A 19197-nucleotide genomic window follows, 5' to 3' on the forward strand; every position below is an offset into this window, starting at 1 on the left:
GAGCGGTTGTAATGGATCTTAATTTACGCAACGCCGTTATTGCCAATGTAACCGGCAATAACCAGGATCAGCTGGAGCATACTATCGTTGACGCCATCCAAAGCGGTGAAGAAAAAATGCTTCCGGGCCTCGGCGTCTTATTCGAAGTTCTTTGGCAGCATGCGTCGGACTCAGAAAAAAATGAAATGCTCAAAACACTTGAAGGCGGATTAAAACCTGCGCAATAAACATGAACCGGGTGATGGGACACCCGGTTTTTTTTGTATAATAATGGCGAGGGGGATCGCCATGCAGTTACAGCCGGAACTGGCAAAGAAATTGATTGCCGAAGTCAAACATATGTACAGCCGCGAAGTGATTATTGCCGATACAAAAGGAATGATCATCGCGGGCACCAACGAGGCGCGCGCCGGATGGTTTCATGAAGGCGCACTGATCTGCGCGCGCGAAAAACGGAATGTCATCATTACGAAAGAAGATGAAAAACGGCTCGAGGGCGTAAAAGCAGGACTGAACCTCCCCGTTTTTTCAGGCCATGAAGTGATCGGAGTATTCGGTCTGACAGGAGACCCTGACGATATCCTGCCTTTCGGAGAATTGCTCAGAAAAATGACGGAGCTGTTTATTAAAGAAACGCGCCATATGGAAGAAGCGCAGTGGCGTGGGAGAATGCTTGAATCCTTTATGGTTGATTGGCTGCAGCTGAAAGAATGGTCTCCGGGCTTTTTAGAAAAAGCAAAGCTCATCGGCGCAGACCTTCACGCATACCGCCGGATCATACTCATTCAAGGCCGTTATGAGCAATATAAAGCGGAGGAGCTCGGGCGGCTCTGGCAGTACGAATGCCCTGAAGACCTGTTTGTCCGCTGGGGAAATGAACGCATTCTCATTAATCATGAAGCAAATTCGGCTTCCAAAACACAGCTCATTAAAAAGATCGGCGCCGTTTTCGGGCAGCCTGTCACCGCCGGCATCGGACGGATCGTTCCGGGAGAGCGCCTCACGGAATCATACGAACAGGCGGATAAAGCACTTTCAGCCGGAATCGGTGACAAGCAGGCCGTCTTTGAAGAAGATTTAAAACTGGATATGTGTCTTGCCGATATCGCACCTGGCACGAGGTCGGAATTTTCACGGCGGGTTTTCGAGCATGTACTCGGCCGGGAAGAACTTCTGGATACGCTGCGCGCCTTTTTCGATCGGCAATTATCGTTAAAGCGCACCGCCGACGACATGCATATTCATATCAATACATTGCGCTACCGTCTTTCCAAACTGGAATCACTGACAAATATGAAGCTTGACCGCCCCGAAGACATAACGGCTTTTTATTTGGCGCTGCGCTTTTTAGATCAACATACAAAAAGCACGTAATCATATCATCATTTTTCATATGTTTCTCCATAGTGTGCGGAATCGTTTTTCTTTACAATTAAATGAAAACGCTTTTCTTATCAGGGAGGTTGGGAGAACATGATTTCACGAGAGGCAAAAGAAGCGTTCATCCGGACGGTCGGGAAGGAGAATTATGATGATTCGGCGGCGGGCCGTCTTGTGTATTCTTATGATGCGGCTCCTCAGCTGCAAGCCATGCCGGATGCGGTTATCGCCCCCCGCAGCGCGGATGACGTGTCCCGTATATTAACGATTTGCAGCAGGCATGACATTCCGATCGTGCCGAGGGGTTCAGGCACAAACTTATGCGGCGGCACATGTCCGTCTGAAGGCGGGCTTGTGCTTTTATTCAAACATATGAACCGCATTCTGGAAATCGATGAAGAAAATTTGACGGCAACCGTCCAGCCGGGCGTGATTACGCAAGATATGATCCGTGCGGTTGAACAAAAAGGTTTATTTTATCCTCCTGATCCGAGCAGCATGAAAATATCGACGATCGGCGGGAATATTAATGAAAATTCCGGCGGACTGCGCGGGCTGAAGTACGGCGTCACCCGGGATTATGTCCTCGGCCTTGAAGCCGTCTTGGCTTCAGGCGATATCATCCGCACAGGAGGAAAGCTGACAAAGGATGTCGCCGGTTATGATCTGACCCGGCTTTTCGTCGGATCAGAAGGGACGCTCGGCGTTGTGACGGAAGCGACTTTAAAGCTGGTTCCGAAGCCGGAAACGAAAAAAACGCTGCTTGCACTCTATGAACATATTGAAGCGGCTGCGGAATCGGTTTCTGCCATCATCGCTGAAAAAATCATTCCGGCGACACTCGAATTTCTGGATCAGCCGACACTGCAGGTCATTGAAGATTACGCCAAGATCGGGCTTCCGACCGACGCAAAAGCGGTGCTGCTGATCGAACAGGACGGTGACATCGAAACGGTCAGACGCGATATGGAAAAAATCGAAGCCATCTGTAAAAACGGAGCAGCCGTATCCGTCCAAACGGCTGAAACCGAGGAAGAGGCATTCGCGCTTACAGAGGCCAGACGGTCCGCATTATCAGCCCTTGCCCGGCTGAAACCGACAACGATTCTGGAAGATGCGACCGTGCCGAGATCACAAATTGCCAGTATGGTCAAAGCCATTAACGAAATTGCAGAAACATACGGCCTGTCCATCTGCACATTCGGCCATGCCGGAGACGGCAACCTCCATCCGACGTGCACCACCGATATCCGGAATACAGAGGAGATGGAACGTGTCGAAAAAGCTTTTGCCGCCATTTTTGAAAAAGCGATTGAGCTGGGCGGGACGATAACGGGTGAACACGGGGTCGGCATCGTAAAAGCGCCGTATTTAGAAATGAAGCTGAAAACAGAAGGCATCACCGCCATGAAAGCGATCAAACAAGCGCTTGATCCCCAAAATCTGCTGAATCCGGGAAAAATATTCGCCAATTCATCAAGGAAACGCGTGGTGGTGATGAAATGACCACGGCTAAAGAGCAGCAACAAATTCAAACAGAATTCAAAAACCGCATGGATGAAGGTGAATTGCTGAACTGTATGCGCTGCGGCTTCTGCCTTCCTTCCTGTCCGACCTATATCGAATCGGGATTTCAAGAATCCCATTCGCCGCGCGGCCGGATCGCCCTGATGAAAGCCGTCACTGACGGACTGATCGAGCCGGATGAAGATGTCGAGCGCTCACTTTCGCTGTGTCTCGGGTGCCGGGCATGCGAGCCCGTTTGTCCGGCAGGGGTCAATTACGGACAGCTGCTTGAAGAAGCGAGGGATATCATTCATCAAAATAAAAAACATAAGCCGGGCGTGCGCCTCTTGCGGAAAGCCGCCTTCACCGGGCTTTTCCCTCATCAAAACCGCATGCAGACAGCCGTGAATCTTCTCGGAATATACCAAAGATCGGGACTGCAGACCGCCGTCAGAAAAACCGGTATGCTGCGCGTTTTGCCTGAACATCTGCGCACAATGGAACAAGTGCTCCCGCCCGCCCCGAAACGGAAAGACATGAAGGAAAGGCCGCGTTTTCTTCCTTCCGCGGGTCCCGTCCAAAAACGGGCCGCTTTCTTCTCGGGCTGCTTAATGGATACGATGTTTTTAGCGACAAATCATGCGACAACGGCGCTTTTACAGGCGGCCGGGTGTGAAATCGCGGTTCCGGACGGCCAGGCGTGCTGCGGCGCGCTTCACGGGCACAGCGGAGAAAAAGAGATGGGAAAAGAACTGGCCAAGCGGAATATCGCGGCTTTTGAAGCGCTTGACGCTGATTATATCATTACAAACGCCGGCGGATGCGGCGCCTTTCTTCAGGAATATCCGCATTTACTGAAAGATGAACCTGGATGGGCGGAACGTGCCGAACAATTCGTCCGGAAGCTCAAAGACTTTTCATCCGTACTGGTTGATCTGAAGTTCCATCAAAAAAACCTGCGGGCACAGTCTCCTCATATCGTCACATATCAGGACTCCTGCCATCTCCGCAATGTGATGCATACGTCAGAGGAACCGCGCACGCTTTTGAAAAGCATTAAAGGGGCTGAGTACAGAGAAATGGAAAAGGCCGACAGCTGCTGCGGGTCGGCGGGAATTTATAATATAACAGAGTCAGAAATGTCTATGAAAATATTAGACAGCAAGATGAAAGCCGCCGGAAAAACGGAGGCGGCCGTCATCGTGACAGCCAATCCCGGATGCCTTTTGCAAATGCAGCTCGGCATTTTGCGCGAAGGATTAACAGGCCGTGTCCGCGCGGTTCATTTGGCGGATTACCTTTTGGAAGCGGCGGATTTGTCATAAGATGAAAGCAGAGAGACCGATCGGCTCTCTGCTTTTTTATGATGCTGCAATGTTCGGACGGCCGCGGATTTATCCGGGTATTGAAGCTTCCAGTCTGGCACTCGGATCACGCCATACATTCGCCCATTTTTTCACAGCCGCAATGATAATCACAAGCCCGAGAATGAGCATGATAATGGATAAAACGCCATTCAGCACGTTGTATCCCGCCGCTTCGGGGTTCAAATACACATACCGCACCATCCAATAACCCGCATAGTTGACGGTCACGTACAAATAAGCGAGAGGAATCAGGCATGTCAGCATATAGAGCCGCTTATCCGCTATTTTTAATACGACGGTCGCACCGATAATTAAGCCGACAGACGCCATAAGCTGATTGGATACGCCGAACAGCGCCCAAATGGAGCTGATATCGCCCGAATACAGAAGATAGCCCCACAGCAGGCAGGCGAGCGCGCTTGAGAAAATCGAGCCCGGCAGCCAGTCTGTTTTTTTCAGCGGCTTATAGACCTCTCCGAAAAACTCTTGAATCAAGTACCGGGCGACACGGGTTCCCGCATCAATCGCCGTTAAAATAAACACCGCTTCAAACATAATGACGAATTGAAAAAAGTATGAAGCCAAATGACTGAAAAACGGAATCTCCGTAAAGATATACGTCATTCCGACGGCAAGCGTAACGGCTCCGCCCGTTCTTCCTTCCAGACTGAGCCCGATTTCTTTGCTCAATTCAGGCAAATGGACGACATTCATCCCGAGGGTGCGGAATATTTCAGGCGTGCTGTTAATGGCAAAATAGTCGGCGGGCTCAAGAGCGGCAGCTGCAATGAGCGCCATAATTCCGACGAGACATTCCACAAGCATCGCTCCGAAAGCAACCGGCTTTATATCACTCCATTTATCCAGCATTTTCGGCGTTGTGCCGGAACCGACAAATGCATGAAAGCCTGAAATGGCGCCGCAGGCAATCGTTATTGAAATAAACGGCCAGACAGGACCCGCGATCACCGGCCCTCCGCCGTGAATAAACTCCGTTACGGCCGGGAATTTAATGGCGGGATTGACGAAAAAGACGCCTGCAATCAAAGCGGCAAAAACCCCGATTTTCATAAAACTGCTTAAATAGTCACGCGGAGCCAGTAAAAGCCAAACCGGAAGCGCCGCGGCGAAAAACGCATAGACAGGAAGCGCCACTGCAAGCGTTTTCGCATCCAGTGTCAGCATGTCCCCGAGAGCCGTTGCCTGCAGCCGCGGCCCGATGACAACACCGGCCATTAACAAAAGAAACCCGACAGTTGATGCGAGTTTGAGATTGCCTGTTTTTTTATAGTAGAGGCCGACCCCCATCGCGATCGGAATCGTAATCCCCACCGCAAACGTTCCCCACGGGTTTTTCTCAAGCGCGTGCAGCACAACCATGGACAGCCCCGCCATCGTGATCGTAATGATAAACAGCATCGAGAGACCCGTGCAAAAACCCGCCACCGGGCCGAGCTCTTCTTTGGCAACTTCAGAAAGCGTTTTCCCGTTTTTCCGCATTGATGCAAACAATACGACAATATCGTGCACAGCTCCTCCGATCACCGCCCCGATTAACAGCCATAAAAGCCCGGGCAGATAGCCGAACTGAGCTGCCAGAATCGGTCCGACAAGCGGGCCGGCAGCGGCGATTGCCGCGAAGTGGTGGCCGAATGACACCCACTTATTCGTCGGCACATAATCTTTCCCATCCTCAAGCACATGGGCCGGAGTCGGTGTCTGATCATTGATTTTTAATACTTTGACCATCATAAAGGTACCGTAAAGCCGATAGGCGATCGCCAGAATACATATAGACGCTATGACGATTGTAATCGCATTCATTTAATCCCAGCCCCTTTTCTCTTTTTCTAAATATTATCACAATTATCAGATAACAGGAGATGATTTTTGCGTGAAAAAAAGCCGGCAGCGCAGCCCGGCTTTTCGGAACATTATTTTCCTGATAAACGGATGACATTCCAGGACAGCGGAGTAAAATGAGCCGTTATCCCTTCAGCATTTGCCGAAGACGTTCCGTTGGAGTGCGGAATGACTTCTTTTCTGTTTTTTTGATTGGTCGCTTTCATATCCTGATGCTCCAGCACGATATGCTCAATGATGCGGTAATCTTCAAACCCTCTCAGCTTTATCTCCGTTTCCATCAGTTCCTTGCTTTTGTTGACGGCAAAAATGGTCAGTGCTTCATCCTCTTCGCGGTAAACGGCCGCGGCATCAACATACGGCACATCCGTAAAGTCCGCTGAGTCGTATTTCGGGGAGGTGATCAGCAGCTTCATCGAAGACCCTCTCCCGTAGACTGAGGCGTGCATGTAAGGGTAAAAGATCGGCTGCCTCCATGCTTCTCCGCCTTTTTCAGTCATGATAGGCGCAATTACGTTGACAAGCTGGGCAAGACAGGCGATCTTCAGTCTGTCCGCATGCTGCAGCATCGTAATCAGCAGTGAACCGATCAACAGCGCATCTTCAAAATTGTAGATGTCTTCGAGAATCGGCCGGGCCGTAATCCATGGCTCCACTTTTTTATCCGCTTCATTTGAGTGATACCACACATTCCATTCATCTAAAGAAAGGTGAATCGTTTTTTTGCTGCGTTTTTTCGCTTTCATATAATCACATACGGCTGTGACGGATTTAATAAAATGGTCTAAATCCATCGACTTCGCCAAATAGTTTTCAAGATCATTTTCATGGTTGCCGTAATACGTATGCAGTGAGATGTAATCCACATGCTCGTACGTATGCTCAAGCACCTCGGCCTCCCACTCGATGAAGGACGGCATGCCGCTGTTTGAGCTTCCGCAAGCCACCAATTCGATCGTCGGGTCCGTCCATTTCATCACCTTTGCCGTTTCAGCGGCGAGCCGTCCGTATTCATGCGCCGTTTTATGACCGATCTGCCAAGGGCCGTCCATCTCATTTCCTAAGCACCATGTTTTGATGCCGTAAGGTTTTTCATATCCGTGCGATTTTCGTAAGTCGCTCCAGTATGACCCTTCAGGATGGTTGCAGTATTCGACGAGGTTCCGGGCGGCATCGATCCCTCTCGTCCCGAGATTGACCGCCATATTCACTTCGGCGTTCACTTTTTTCGCCCACGTTAAAAATTCATTCGTCCCTACTTCGTTCGTTTCTGTCGTCTGCCATGCCAAATCAAGCCTCCGCGGGCGGTCCTTCACCGGCCCGACGCCGTCTTCCCAATTGTAGCCCGAGAGAAAATTCCCTCCCGGATAGCGGATGAACGGCACTTGCAATTCCTTGATTAACTCCTGCACGTCTGTTCTGAAACCGTCCTTGTCGGCTTTCGGGTGTCCGGGCTCATAAATGCCTTCATACACCGCCCGGCCCATATGTTCTATAAATGATCCGTACATCCGTTTGTCCACTTCACCGATGATATATTCTTTATCTGCTGTAATCCCCGCTTTTTTCATTATATTTCCTCCCTCTCTCTATCCCTTCACTCCGCCTACTGTGAGTCCGGAAATGAAGTATTTTTGGAAAAACAAGAATATGATGATCACCGGCAGTATCGCAAAAACGGACCCGGAAATCAGCATGTCATAGTTGTTGCCGTACGGACTCAGCAGCCCTGAAAGTCCGATTGGAAGCGTAAACATTTCTTTCGACCGAAGCACGATCAGCGGCCATAAAAAGTTATTCCAGCTGTTTAAAGATTGAAGAATGATCATTGCCCCGAATGCCGGTTTCATGAGCGGCGCCATAATTCTGAAAAAAATGCCGAATTCGGTGCAGCCGTCCATTCTCGCTGAATCAAGCAGATCCTTCGGAAGTCCGAGCGCATATTGCCGGAAAAAGAACACGGCGACAGGCGACACAATAAACGGCAGAATCACCCCAGTATAAGAATCGATCAAATGAAGACCCACCGTCAATTTGAACAACGGGAGCATCATCACTTCAAGAGGCACCATCATAATGATCAGCACAAGAACGAAAATAATATTTCTGCCTTTAAATTCGTAGACACCGAGTCCGTAGCCGATCAAAGAGGAAAAAAACAGCGTGAGAACCGTGGTGAGAACGCCGAGCAGCAGGCTGTTAAAAAACCATTTGAAATAAATGCTCCCCCCGTTGAACAAATAGGTGTAGTTATCAAGGCTCATCACATCCGGATCAAGGCGCAGATTCAGCCCGATACGCATCAGCTCAGATGACGGCTTTAAAGAACCGAGCAATAGACAGATCATCGGAAAGATATACAACAGGCTCAGCATGATAAAAAACAAGGTAAACGCAACTCTGTACACGGAAGACATGTGATTGTTACGCACCGCTTATCCCTCCCCTTTAAACGAACCGGACAGTTTCAGTGAAACAAGACTGACTAGTAAGATGACAAGCAAAAGGACAATTCCGATTGCGGCCCCGTACCCCATTTCGTTGTATGCAAGCCCCTGCTGATATAAATAACCGACAAGCGTGAGGCCGATATTGCCCGGGGAATTATTCTGCCAAAGCACATAGCTTTCCTCAAACATTCTGAAACCGCCGATAATACTGATCGTTAACACATAAACGGACACCGGCTTTAAAAATGGAAGGGTAATATGCCGGAACTTTTTCCACGTACTCGCCCCGTCAATTTCAGCCGCTTCATACAATTCTTTCGGCACGTTTTGCAATCCCGCCAGAAAGTAAAGAATGTTAATCCCCATCCACCTCCATGACGCAAGCAGCACCATTAAAAACATGCCGGTGCCTTTGTTGTTGAGCCAGTTTTGGGGTGATGCGCCAAGCTTCATCATCAGCTCGTTTGCAAGCGACGTATTCATTTCTCCGAACATCAGACGGAAAATAATCCCCGCTACGATCGTCGATGTTAAAGCCGGTACAAACAGAGCCGATTTAAACACATTTCTGAACCTGACGAGCTTCGAATTCAGAATCACCGCCAAAAGAAGCGGCACCGGAATCAGCACAATCAGCGTCCAGAAGGTATATTCCAATGTGTTAAATAATGCCGTATAAAAGGTTGGATTAAGAAGAGCGGTATAATTGGAAAACCCGACAAATGTAATTTCTCCCGGCAGTATCCGTTGAAAGCTCATGATAAACACGCTGATAATCGGATACAAAAAGAAAACGAGAAACGAAATGATAAATGGCGCCGTAAAAAGATAAGGCGCCGCTTTTTTTGAATACAGCACATTGCGCCGGCGCGGCTTCTTCCGGACTGCAGAAACGGTTTGCGCTGTCTCTGTCTTTACAGGTCTCATAAAAGCTCCCCCGCTTTCACTGTTAAATAGGGCGGCTTCTCCTATTTCTCTAATTGCTCTGCCGCCTCGTCCAAGGCTTCCTTAGGTGTTTTTTCCTGCGTCTTCAGCGCATCGAACAGCACTTGTCTGACAACGAGATCAGCCGCTTTAGAGAAGTCTTCATGCAGATAAATCGGATTGATCTCATCTTTTATTTCAAGGAGCGAGGAAAAAATTGACGTACCGTTCCGGAAGAAATCCGTGTACTTGTTTTTCTCCTTCAATTCTTTTGAATCCCACACGTCCCAGCGGAGCGGGTCAAAGCCGAGCACCGTCCAAAGCTTTATATTCCCTTCCTTCGAACCTTTCGCAAAACCGAGAAATTCTTTCGCGAGCTTCAGATGTTCAGCCTGCTTCGGCACGACGGTGGCTGTTCCGCCTAAACCCGCTGATCTGTCACCGCCTTCTTTCCAGGCCGGCATAGGGTAAATCGCCATTTTTCCTTTTAAATCAGGCATATAATCGATAAACCGTCCCATGTACCAAATGGGCATCAGCACTGAGGCTGCCCCGCCCTGATTCATAAAACCGTAGTATTCTTCGCTGTGATGGCCGCCGCCGGGAGCCGGCAGAAGGGTTTTATCATTTACCATGTCCTTTACATAATTCAGTGTGTCTGTATTCGTCTTGCTGTTCAGAATCAATTTTCCGTTTTTGCTGTAGTAGCCTGACCCTTGCTGCGAAATCATGGATAGGAATGTGGCGGAGTCGTTTGTTTCAACCGTTCCCATCGGTTTCCCAGCGGCCTCACGCACTTTTTTCCCTGCCCGCCGGTAATCTTCCCATGTCTTAATGGAGGCGGGATCAACGCCCGCTTTTTTCATGATATCCATGTTGTAAAACATGACGGTCGTCCCCACATGTGTATCAAGGCCGTACAATTTTCCGTTTTTGCTGTATAAGGCCAGACGCGCTTCCACAAACTTATCGCGGTCTTTTTCAATCAGCGGCGTCAGATCGGCAAGCGGGATATCCTTCCCCTTCAGAAAGTTCGAGAACCGGCTTAATTCCACGTCGGCTATATCGGGAAGCCCCTCACCCGCGATCAGCGAAACCGATAAATTATCATGCATTTGTCCATAAGGATAAACAACGGTATTCAGCTTGATTTTGCGATCCGGATATTTCTGATTCCATTCTTTGACCATTTCCTGATAAAACTGTTCGTGCAGACCGTTAAACGTCCAAAACGTCAGCTCTGTTTCTCCCGGCCGGCCGGCAGTCCGTTCTTGTGAACAGCCGGCGGTAAACAAGAAGAGCATCATCAGCACCAAACATACAGCGGTCGTTTTTTTCATGTCATTACCCCTTCCACTTTAGGCCGTGCGGCTATTGATGCAAATGATGTGCAAAGAGCGCTGCATTTTCATTTATGATGGTTAAACCGGTATAACGGTCTCGCAGTGTGTGCGCATGCTTAAGCACATCGCTGACAAGGTCCTGTTTTACACCGATCTCATCGAAACAGGCGGGACCTCCCGCAGATGCGAGCCACCCGGCAATTGTCTTGCCGTCGGGAAGCCCTTCATATGCAGATTGAATCGCCTCGCGAAAGTGCGGCGGCAGTTCAGCAAGCTTTTCGTGACAAGCCAGTTCTTTGTAAATATCACTCAGCACCGCGCACGCACAGCCGACCTTCGCACCATGGAGAATCGGAGGCTGTTTTGCCTTCAGCATTTCCATCTCAATCCAATGCGAGATGTGATGTTCTCCTCCTGAGGCGGGGCGGGAGTGGTCAAGCGCAAGCATGACAAGACCCGAAACGATCAGCGCTTCCATCAGTATCTGAATGCCGGCCTCCGTTCCCATGGCAATGTCAGCGCGGTGATCAATGCACTGCCAAAGCGCGTCTTTCACAAGCTTCGCCCCGGCTTCTGAGTACGGCTCACCCGCAAGCCTGCGGGAAATCTCCCAATCTGCCAGCGATGTTATTTTTCCGAGCATGTCTCCGAAGCCCGCGGCTGTCATTGAACGGGGCGCTTCTTTTAATACATTCGTATCCGCAAATAAGGCGATCGGCGCTTTCGTTTGAATCGTCGTTTTGATTCCGTTTAATATGAGCGGCGCTCCCGCCGACGTAAAACCGTCGACTGACGGAGCGGTGGGGAATGAGATAAACGGCAATCCGCGCTGGCAGGCGGCAAACCGCGTAATGTCGTGAATCGTTCCTGAACCGGCCGCAATGATGACATCCGTCTCTTCCGCGAGATTGATCAGCGTATAGACCAATGTCCTCTCATCAGCCGCGGCGGCCCCGGCTTCATGCTCCGGAATGATGACTTTTGACGCTTTGATCCCGCCTGCCCTCAATTCGTCCGCAAGCAGACGCCCCGCCGCCTCGTACGTGTTCCGGTCACAGACGATGACCGGATGATTCCAGCATTTTTTTTGCAGAAATCTGAGAAGCTCTTCTTTTGCATTCGCCCCGATCACGATATCTTCTATTTGAATCGGTGAGCGGCTGGCCCCTTCCTTGTCAAACTCGGATTGAATGTCCTCAGGAGAACGTTTCATAAAAGGATTCCCTCCTTCGCTAATTCTGTCAGGTCTTTAATAGAATCAAGGACGATGTCAGGTTCATATAGACGGGGCTCCCCAAGTTTGGCCGACCCCGTCAGAACCAATACGCTTTTCATCCCGTACAGGCTGCCCATTGCGATATCTGATTCGAGGCTGTCTCCGATAATGGCGCATTCCTCAGGGGGAAGTCCGAGCGCTTCACATGCCGCCTCAGCCATCAGCCAAGACGGTTTGCCGATGACAAGCTCCGTTTTTGCTCTGGCGGATGCTTCAATAGCCCCGATCATTCCCGCGACGTCCATGGCATGGCCGCCTTCATTCGGAAAGGAGCGGTCCCGGTTCGTGGCGATGATGCGCGCGCCGGAGGAAGCCGCCTTAAAAGCGAGATTCAGATCCTCATAGGTGACGGTTTCATGCAGGGAGATGACAAGCCAGTCTGCCGCCTGCGGGTTTTGCGCCAGGGCGACACCCGCTAAAGCGAGTTCATCAGTCAGCCCTTTCTCTCCTAACACCCACACCTTTGACAAAGGATAATGCTTCTTTAAAAATGATGCCGTCACACTGGAGGACAGCACGATGCTCCGTTCATCCGTGCGGATACCGGCACCCAGCAGTTTCTTTCGGCACATTGCTCTTGATAGGTTGCCGCGGTTGCTTAAAAAGACCACGGCTTTGCCCAGTGACTGAAGGGTATGAACGGCTTCTTTTGCTCCGTCAATCAGCTCCCGCCCCCTGAATACGGTTCCGTCTAAATCAATCAGAAACCCGGCTGCGTCAAGTTTGGCCATAATAAGCATTCGCCCCGTGTTTTCTGTAAAAATGCTTATCATGCAGCACTCTGTCGATCGGACTGAGCTGTTTGTTCAGCATAAGCGAATGGTAGGCCATTTCCGCTACCGTTTCGAGCACAACGGCGTTATGCAGGGCATTCAGCGCGTCCGTTCCCCAGCAGAACGGGCCGTGGCTGTGGACGAGGACACCCGGATTTTGTTCATACGGTTCGTTTTGAAAAGTTTCGGCTATGACTTTGCCTGTATGATATTCGTAATCTTTCACAATTTCTTCTTCATACATTTCCCTCGTGCAGGGTATAGCGCTTTCAAAGTAATCCGCGTGAGTCGTTCCGAGAGCGGGTATGTCTCTTCCGGACTGCGCCCAGCTCGTCGCCCAGCGGGAGTGCGTATGAACGATTCCGCCGATAGCCGGAAACGCTTTATACAGATAAAGATGGGTCGGCGTGTCAGAAGACGGTTTCAGCGAGCCTTCGAGAATGTCTCCGTCCTCATTCAGGACGACCAGTTTGTCAGCGGTCAGCTCACTGTAATCGACACCGCTCGGTTTAATGACGATTCTCCCGCTCTCTCTGTCAATGCCGCTGACATTCCCCCATGTAAACGTGACAAGGTTATGTTCCTCAAGCTTCAGATTGGCGGCGAGCACTTCTTCTTTTAACGCTTCAAGCATGGCGGCTCCCCCCTTTCGCAAAATCACGGTTTTTAATGGCTTTCAGGCGTTTCATGACATTGTTTTCTTTGCCGAAGTAGTGAACGAGCTCTTTATATTCCGCATATAAGCTGTCATAAATCTCAGCTCTTTCCCGGTTCGGGGCATAAAAGCCGTCTTTTAATTTCCCCATATGCGCACATGCTTCAGCAATATTGGAGAATCCCCCGTTTTCCCGTCCCGCGGCGAGCGCTCCGAAAATCGCGGAGCCCAGTGCCGGCGCCTGCGGAGACCCGGATAATTTAATGTCCATATTTGTGACGTCTGCATAAATCTGCATGATAAATGGATTTTTCTCAGCGATTCCTCCGGCTGCGTAAAGCTCCTCGACCGGAACGCCGTTTTCCCGAAACGTTTCGATAATCATCCTCGTTCCGAACGCCGTCGCTTCAATCAATGCCCTGTAGATTTCTTCCGGCTTCGTGTGCAGCGTCATGCCGAGCATCATGCCCGTCAAATCGGCGTCCACCAAGGTTGACCGGTTTCCGTTCCACCAGTCAAGCGCGAGAAGGCCGCTTTCCCCCGGAACAAGTACAGCTGCTTTTTTGCTGAGCAGCTCGTGAATGTCTATGTGTTTATCCTCAGCTTCCTTCTCATAGTCTCTCGGAACGCACGTTTTGACGAACCATTCAAAGTGGTCGCCGACACAGGATTGTCCCGCTTCATATCCCGCATATCCGGGCAAGATGCCGTTATTGACGACCCCGCACATACCGGGGACGATATGTTCTTCCTCGCCGAGCAGCACATGGCAGGTAGACGTTCCCATAATCATCAGCATTTTCCCCGGCTCTGTAATACCGACCGCGGGCACTGACACGTGGGCGTCGACATTGGCGACGGCAACGGCCGTCCCCGGCAGAAGCCCGGTCAGCTCCGCCATTTTTTCGGTCAAACCTCCTGCCTTTTCCCCGACTGAATAAATGGTGCCGCTTAATTTATCTTTTGTAATCGTTTTCATTAACGGGTTGAGCTTTTCAAAAAAATGATCCGGCGGATACCCCGTCTCCTCATTCCAGATTGCTTTGTAGCCGGCCGTGCAGTTGCTTCGCTTCAATGAACCGCACAATTGATAGACGATCCAGTCTGCCGCTTCCACAATCCGATCTGCCGCCTTGTATATATGCGGCGCTTCTTCCGCGATTTGCATGATTTTCGGGATCATCCATTCAGAAGAAATTTTACCGCCGTATCTTTTAAGGAATGTTTCTTTTGTGTCTTCGGCAATCGTGTTCAAACGGTCTGCATGTTTTTGAGCCGCATGATGCTTCCACAGCTTCACATAACTGTGGGGCTCCCGTTCAAATTCCGGCAGCATACAAAGCGGCTGCCCCGCGACGTCTATCGGCAAAATCGTGCAGGCGGTAAAATCAATTCCTATGCCGATCACGTCTTTCGGATCAGCGCCCGCCTCTTGAAGCAGGTTCGGAATCGCCGTTTCCAGAACTTCGATATAATCGGCAGGATGCTGAAGCGCCCAGTCCCGAGGGAGTTTTTCACCCGTCTTCGGCAGCGTGCGGTCGATGACGGCATGAGTGTATTCTTTTACCGCAGACGCGATCTCTTCGCCCGTGCGGACATTGACAAGCACCGCCCGGCCGGACAATGTGCCGAAATCAACACCAATCGTATACGCCATATCAATTCCCTCCCAGCCGGTATAATACGTCATTCCATTTCAGCTCTTTTTTCAGCTCATGTATTTCGGTATTGCGGGAAATAAAGATGCTTTCAATGCCTGCCATCTCAGCCCAGTCAAGCATCTGTTCAGCCGTAAGCCGGAAAGACATACAAGTATGATGGGCGCCTCCCGCCAAAATCCATGCTTCCGCAGCTGTTTTCAGCGATGGCTCCGGCTTCCACAGCACCCGCGCCACAGGGAGATTCGGCATATCATGATCAATTTCCCTGCCTTCCGCTTCATTCAGAATGAGACGGAATCGCCCGCCGATATCAATGATGCTGGCGATGATGGCTGAACCGCCGATTCCGTTAAAGACCAACCGGGCCGGATCTTCCTTCCCTCCGATTGAGAGAGGATGGACTTCGATTTTCGGCTGATCAAGGGCGATCGTCGGACATACTTCAAGCATATGTGATCCGAGAATCATCGCACGCCCCGGTTCAAAATGGTACGTATAATCTTCCATGAAGGAGGTTTGTTCTCCGTCCGCCATTATTTTCATCATTCGCACAAGGGCAGCCGTTTTCCAATCGCCTTCGCCGGCAAATCCGTACCCTTTTTCCATGAGACGCTGAACGGCAAGACCCGGAAGCTGCTTCATTCCGTGCAAAACTTCAAAGGAGGTCGAAAACGCTGTATATCCGCCCCGTTCGAGAAAGGCCGTTAATCCGAGTTCAATTTTCGCCTGTTCTTTAATGGAAGCAACTTTTGCTTCATCCCGTTTTGTTTCGCCGCTGATGACATACAATTTGTCGTATTCCTCATAAAGCGCCTCAATTTCTGCGTCGGTGACGTTGTTCATCACCTCGGTAAGATCGCCGATTCCGTACCCGTCAACCTGCCAGCCGAATTGAATGTGGGCGCCGACTTTGTCTCCGTCAGTAACCGCCACATTCCGCATATTGTCGCCAAACCGGGCTACTTTAATATTCCTGCTTTCATTCCAGGCGGCAGCAGTGTTCATCCATTGCGAAATGTCATGTTTGACTTCCTCATCATCCCAATAGCCTGCGATGACTTTTCTCGTCTGCCCCATTCTTGACTGGATATATCCGTATTCCCGGTCTCCGTGAGCGGATTGGTTGCTGTTCATAAAGTCCATATCAATCGTTTCCCACGGGATGTCGCGATGATACTGGGTATGAAGATGAAGCATCGGCTTTTGAAAAGCGGAAAGACCTTCAATCCACATTTTCGCAGGGGAAAATGTATGCATCCACGTCACGACCCCGGCACAGTTTTCTTGATACTGCGCTTCCCGCAAAACCTCTCTGATCGTTTCAGATGACGTGACAACCGGTTTATGCCTGATCTTGTATCTTGATGACACCCCGCTGAGGCCGTCACATATTCCCTTTGCGTGTTTATCGACAAGCTGCAGCGTTTCCTCTCCGTATAAGTGCTGGCTTCCCGTTACAAACCAAAATTCATATTCTTTGTTCTGAAGCACATTCATTTCCCCTTCCCATCAAAATAAAGCGCTTGCATTTTCAAAAATATACGTACGAATATAAACTATAAAACTTCCATTCTTTTATTTGTACGAACAATTTTATTATAGTTAAGGAGGAATCGAACTGTCAATCTTTTATTGCAAGTAAAAAAGCCGGACACACATGCCCGGCTGATCAATTAATAGGAAGGCCAGCCTGAACTCCAATCGATATCATTGATGAGCATCTTCGGAATTCCGCTGTTTTCGGCATCATACGCATGACGCACTAAAATATTCCCGTTCACAATGTCTTGGCCGCCCGGGCCTTTCCAGCGGTCATTGCCGGAGTCAAGAATCGTTCCTCCGCCTTCTGACATGCTTTTCCCGCTTTTATCGAGATATGGGCCGGTGATGCTTTTGGATCTTCCATAAGCGATTTTGTACGTACTATTCACGCCTGAACAGCATTTATCAAACGACACCATTAAGTAATAGTAGCCGTTCTGGTAGGTGATGGCCGGCGCTTCCAAAGCTCCGCCGTTATTCGGTCTGGCAGCGATGGAATAAAGTGACCCCGTCGGTTTCATGGTATTTTTATCAAGCTTTGTCAGCTTAATGCCGCTCCAAAAAGAACCGAAGGCAAGCCAAGGGTTTCCGTCTTTATCAATTGTCAGCTCCGGATCAATTGCATTGTAGTTATCGGCGCTTGTTGAACGGATAACGAGCCCTTCGTCCTTCCAGTTTCCCGAACTGAGGCTTGTAGATGATGCAAGACCGATCGCGGAGGTATTTTTGCCGAATGAAGAAACGGCATAATACAGCCAATACTTTCCGTTAAAATATTGAACATCGGGGGCCCATTGATTCAGCCCGTAATTCGGCACATAATTACCCCACCATGACAGCGGGGAAGTAAAGATTGATTTCTGAACGGTCCATACGCCGCCGCTGCCCGCCTTTAAGACGCGAAGCCCCCTCTCCCCTTCCAAACCGGTTCCGAAAGCGTACCACGTGTTTCCTTCCTTCGCCATTGTCGGATCGTGCAGCAATTCATTTGATGCCCCCCAAAACGCGGCAGATGCCGGAGATGAAGACATCAGCAGCAGACCGGCTGTAACGGCTGCGCATGAAAAGCGGATCATGCGTCTGAATCTGTTTTTCATTTGTAAACCCTCCCTTTTTTAAAGCGCTTTCAAAAACATGTTGTCAGATTTTTCTATGTCTTCTCTTATTGTAGACGCAGGGCTCATATTTGTACAGACAAAAAAAAAGAATCTGCTTAAAAAAGCAGATTCTTCCGTATCTTTATTGATAAGTAATACGGTCAACTGTTTCCGGGTCTAATTTTTTAATCACTTCTGTGATCAATTTTACCGTATTCTCATAATCATCCCGATGCAAAATAGCGGCATGAGTGTGAATGTAGCGCGTCGCGATCGTAATGGACAGCGCCGGCACTCCGTTTGCGGTTAAATGAATGGAACCTGAATCCGTGCCCCCTCCGGCAATGGAATCGAATTGATACGGAATTCCCGCTTCTTCCGCCGTGTTCACGACAAGGTCGCGCAGCCCTTTGTGAGATACCATTGACGCGTCATACAGAATAATTTGCGGCCCTTCGCCGATTTTGCTTTGCGCCTCTTTTTCAGAAATTCCCGGTGTATCTCCGGCAATTCCGACATCCACACCGAACGCGATATCAGGCTGGATCGTATGTGCCGCTGTTTTCGCCCCGCGCAGCCCGACTTCTTCTTGCACCGTTCCGACCCCGTATACTTCATTGGGGTGATCACTGTTTTTCAGATTTTTTAATACATCGATGGCAATCGCACAGCCGATACGGTTGTCCCATGCTTTCGCCAATAAATGCTTTTCATTGTTCATCACTGTAAATTCAAAATACGGCACAATCTGGTCACCCGGAAGAACGCCCCATTCCATTGCTTCTTCACGGCTGGATGCCCCGATATCGATGAACATCTCTTTAATATCGGCGGCTTTTTTTCTGGCGTCAGGAGGCAGAATGTGAGGCGGTTTCGAACCGATGATCCCCGTGATGTCCCCTTTTTTTGTCACGACGGTGACGCGCTGGGCCAGCATGACCTGAGACCACCAGCCGCCGACGGTTTGAAAGCGGAGAAAGCCTTTATCAGTGATTTGCGTCACCATAAAACCGACTTCGTCTAAATGCCCTGAGATCATGATTTTCGGACCGTTTTCTTTGCCGGTTTTTTTGGCGATTAAGCTTCCCAGCCGGTCTGTTGTGACGTCATCGGCAAATGGTTCTATGTATGATTTCATCACTTGTCTTACTTCTCTCTCATTTCCCGGTATCCCTTTTGCATCCGTTAACGCTTTCAGCATGGTGAGCGTTTCATCTAATTTTGTCATCAATAAACCTCCTTTTTTTCACTACCCTTCTTATTATACAAAACCAATGCTGAAGCATACGATTAATTCGCCTGAAAAACGGGTAAATGTTTTTATCTATTTCTTTTAAAAAAATGAAACCTTTTGTTTTGT

The 19197-nt window shown here is 49.7% G+C and carries 16 protein-coding genes; 4 read left to right on the forward strand and 12 right to left on the reverse strand.

Translation table 11 applies throughout. The features are described from left to right. Nucleotides 1-11: 11 nt before the first annotated feature. The 4 genes from sspI (at nucleotide 12) to GNE05_RS14425 (ending at nucleotide 4211) form a co-directional block, all read left to right on the forward strand. Nucleotides 12-227, forward strand: a complete 216-nt coding sequence (gene sspI, locus GNE05_RS14410) for a small acid-soluble spore protein SspI (RefSeq protein ID WP_003152527.1) — start codon at nucleotides 12-14, stop codon at nucleotides 225-227. 61 nt (nucleotides 228-288) lie between these two features. Continuing rightward, complete coding sequence (locus GNE05_RS14415; RefSeq protein WP_021494417.1) at nucleotides 289-1374, forward strand: CdaR family transcriptional regulator; 1086 nt, start codon at nucleotides 289-291, stop codon at nucleotides 1372-1374. A 99-nt stretch (nucleotides 1375-1473) separates the two neighbouring features. After that, complete coding sequence (gene glcD / locus GNE05_RS14420; RefSeq protein ID WP_021494418.1) at nucleotides 1474-2886, forward strand: glycolate oxidase subunit GlcD; 1413 nt, start codon at nucleotides 1474-1476, stop codon at nucleotides 2884-2886. Further along, complete coding sequence (locus GNE05_RS14425) at nucleotides 2883-4211, forward strand: (Fe-S)-binding protein (protein ID WP_160182907.1); 1329 nt, start codon at nucleotides 2883-2885, stop codon at nucleotides 4209-4211. Before glcD ends, GNE05_RS14425 begins: the two co-directional genes overlap by 4 nt. 69 nt (nucleotides 4212-4280) lie before the next feature. Here the strand turns inward: GNE05_RS14425 and cstA are convergent, their stop codons facing one another. From cstA to GNE05_RS14485, 12 genes are all read right to left on the reverse strand, one after another. Next, a complete protein-coding gene (gene cstA / locus GNE05_RS14430) occupies nucleotides 4281-6077 on the reverse strand; it encodes a carbon starvation protein CstA (RefSeq protein ID WP_014418592.1) in 1797 nt (598 codons plus the stop codon). A gap of 110 nt (nucleotides 6078-6187) precedes the next feature. Next, on the reverse strand, nucleotides 6188-7687 hold the full coding sequence (arfA, locus tag GNE05_RS14435) for an arabinosylfuranosidase ArfA (RefSeq protein WP_160182908.1): 1500 nt from the start codon (nucleotides 7685-7687) through the stop codon (nucleotides 6188-6190). A gap of 18 nt (nucleotides 7688-7705) precedes the next feature. After that, nucleotides 7706-8533, reverse strand: a complete 828-nt coding sequence (locus tag GNE05_RS14440) for an arabinooligosaccharides ABC transporter permease AraQ (protein ID WP_032871724.1) — start codon at nucleotides 8531-8533, stop codon at nucleotides 7706-7708. An 18-nt stretch (nucleotides 8534-8551) separates the two neighbouring features. Next, the gene (locus GNE05_RS14445) at nucleotides 8552-9493 is read right to left on the reverse strand and encodes an arabinooligosaccharides ABC transporter permease AraP (protein WP_007408105.1); all 942 of its coding nucleotides are present in this window, start codon (nucleotides 9491-9493) and stop codon (nucleotides 8552-8554) included. 41 nt (nucleotides 9494-9534) lie between these two features. Next, on the reverse strand, nucleotides 9535-10830 hold the full coding sequence (locus GNE05_RS14450; RefSeq protein ID WP_012118143.1) for an arabinooligosaccharides ABC transporter substrate-binding protein AraN: 1296 nt from the start codon (nucleotides 10828-10830) through the stop codon (nucleotides 9535-9537). 31 nt (nucleotides 10831-10861) lie between these two features. Continuing rightward, on the reverse strand, nucleotides 10862-12046 hold the full coding sequence (locus GNE05_RS14455; RefSeq protein WP_160182909.1) for a sn-glycerol-1-phosphate dehydrogenase: 1185 nt from the start codon (nucleotides 12044-12046) through the stop codon (nucleotides 10862-10864). Further along, on the reverse strand, nucleotides 12043-12849 hold the full coding sequence (locus GNE05_RS14460) for a sugar-phosphatase AraL (protein WP_416346502.1): 807 nt from the start codon (nucleotides 12847-12849) through the stop codon (nucleotides 12043-12045). Before GNE05_RS14460 ends, GNE05_RS14455 begins: the two co-directional genes overlap by 4 nt. Beyond that, nucleotides 12827-13516 carry an L-ribulose-5-phosphate 4-epimerase gene (gene araD / locus GNE05_RS14465; protein ID WP_003152509.1) on the reverse strand — a complete coding sequence of 230 codons (690 nt, stop codon included), beginning with the start codon at nucleotides 13514-13516 and terminating at the stop codon, nucleotides 12827-12829. The genes GNE05_RS14460 and araD overlap by 23 nt, the downstream gene beginning before the upstream one ends. Continuing rightward, a complete protein-coding gene (gene araB / locus GNE05_RS14470) occupies nucleotides 13509-15194 on the reverse strand; it encodes a ribulokinase (RefSeq protein WP_160182911.1) in 1686 nt (561 codons plus the stop codon). Before araB ends, araD begins: the two co-directional genes overlap by 8 nt. A gap of 1 nt (nucleotide 15195) precedes the next feature. Next, nucleotides 15196-16689, reverse strand: coding sequence for an L-arabinose isomerase (gene araA / locus GNE05_RS14475; protein ID WP_015240350.1), 1494 nt, complete (start codon nucleotides 16687-16689; stop codon nucleotides 15196-15198). A gap of 182 nt (nucleotides 16690-16871) precedes the next feature. After that, nucleotides 16872-17837 (reverse strand): arabinan endo-1,5-alpha-L-arabinosidase AbnA, encoded by a 966-nt coding sequence (locus GNE05_RS14480; RefSeq protein WP_012118149.1) that lies wholly within the window; start codon nucleotides 17835-17837, stop codon nucleotides 16872-16874. Nucleotides 17838-17979: 142 nt separating this feature from the next. Then, nucleotides 17980-19065, reverse strand: a complete 1086-nt coding sequence (locus tag GNE05_RS14485) for a M42 family metallopeptidase (RefSeq protein ID WP_160182912.1) — start codon at nucleotides 19063-19065, stop codon at nucleotides 17980-17982. Between the last annotated feature and the right edge of the window lie 132 nt (nucleotides 19066-19197).

Origin of the sequence: Bacillus sp. AM1(2019) (genome assembly GCF_009906915.1) — a bacterium.
Lineage (GTDB): Bacteria > Bacillota > Bacilli > Bacillales > Bacillaceae > Bacillus > Bacillus velezensis.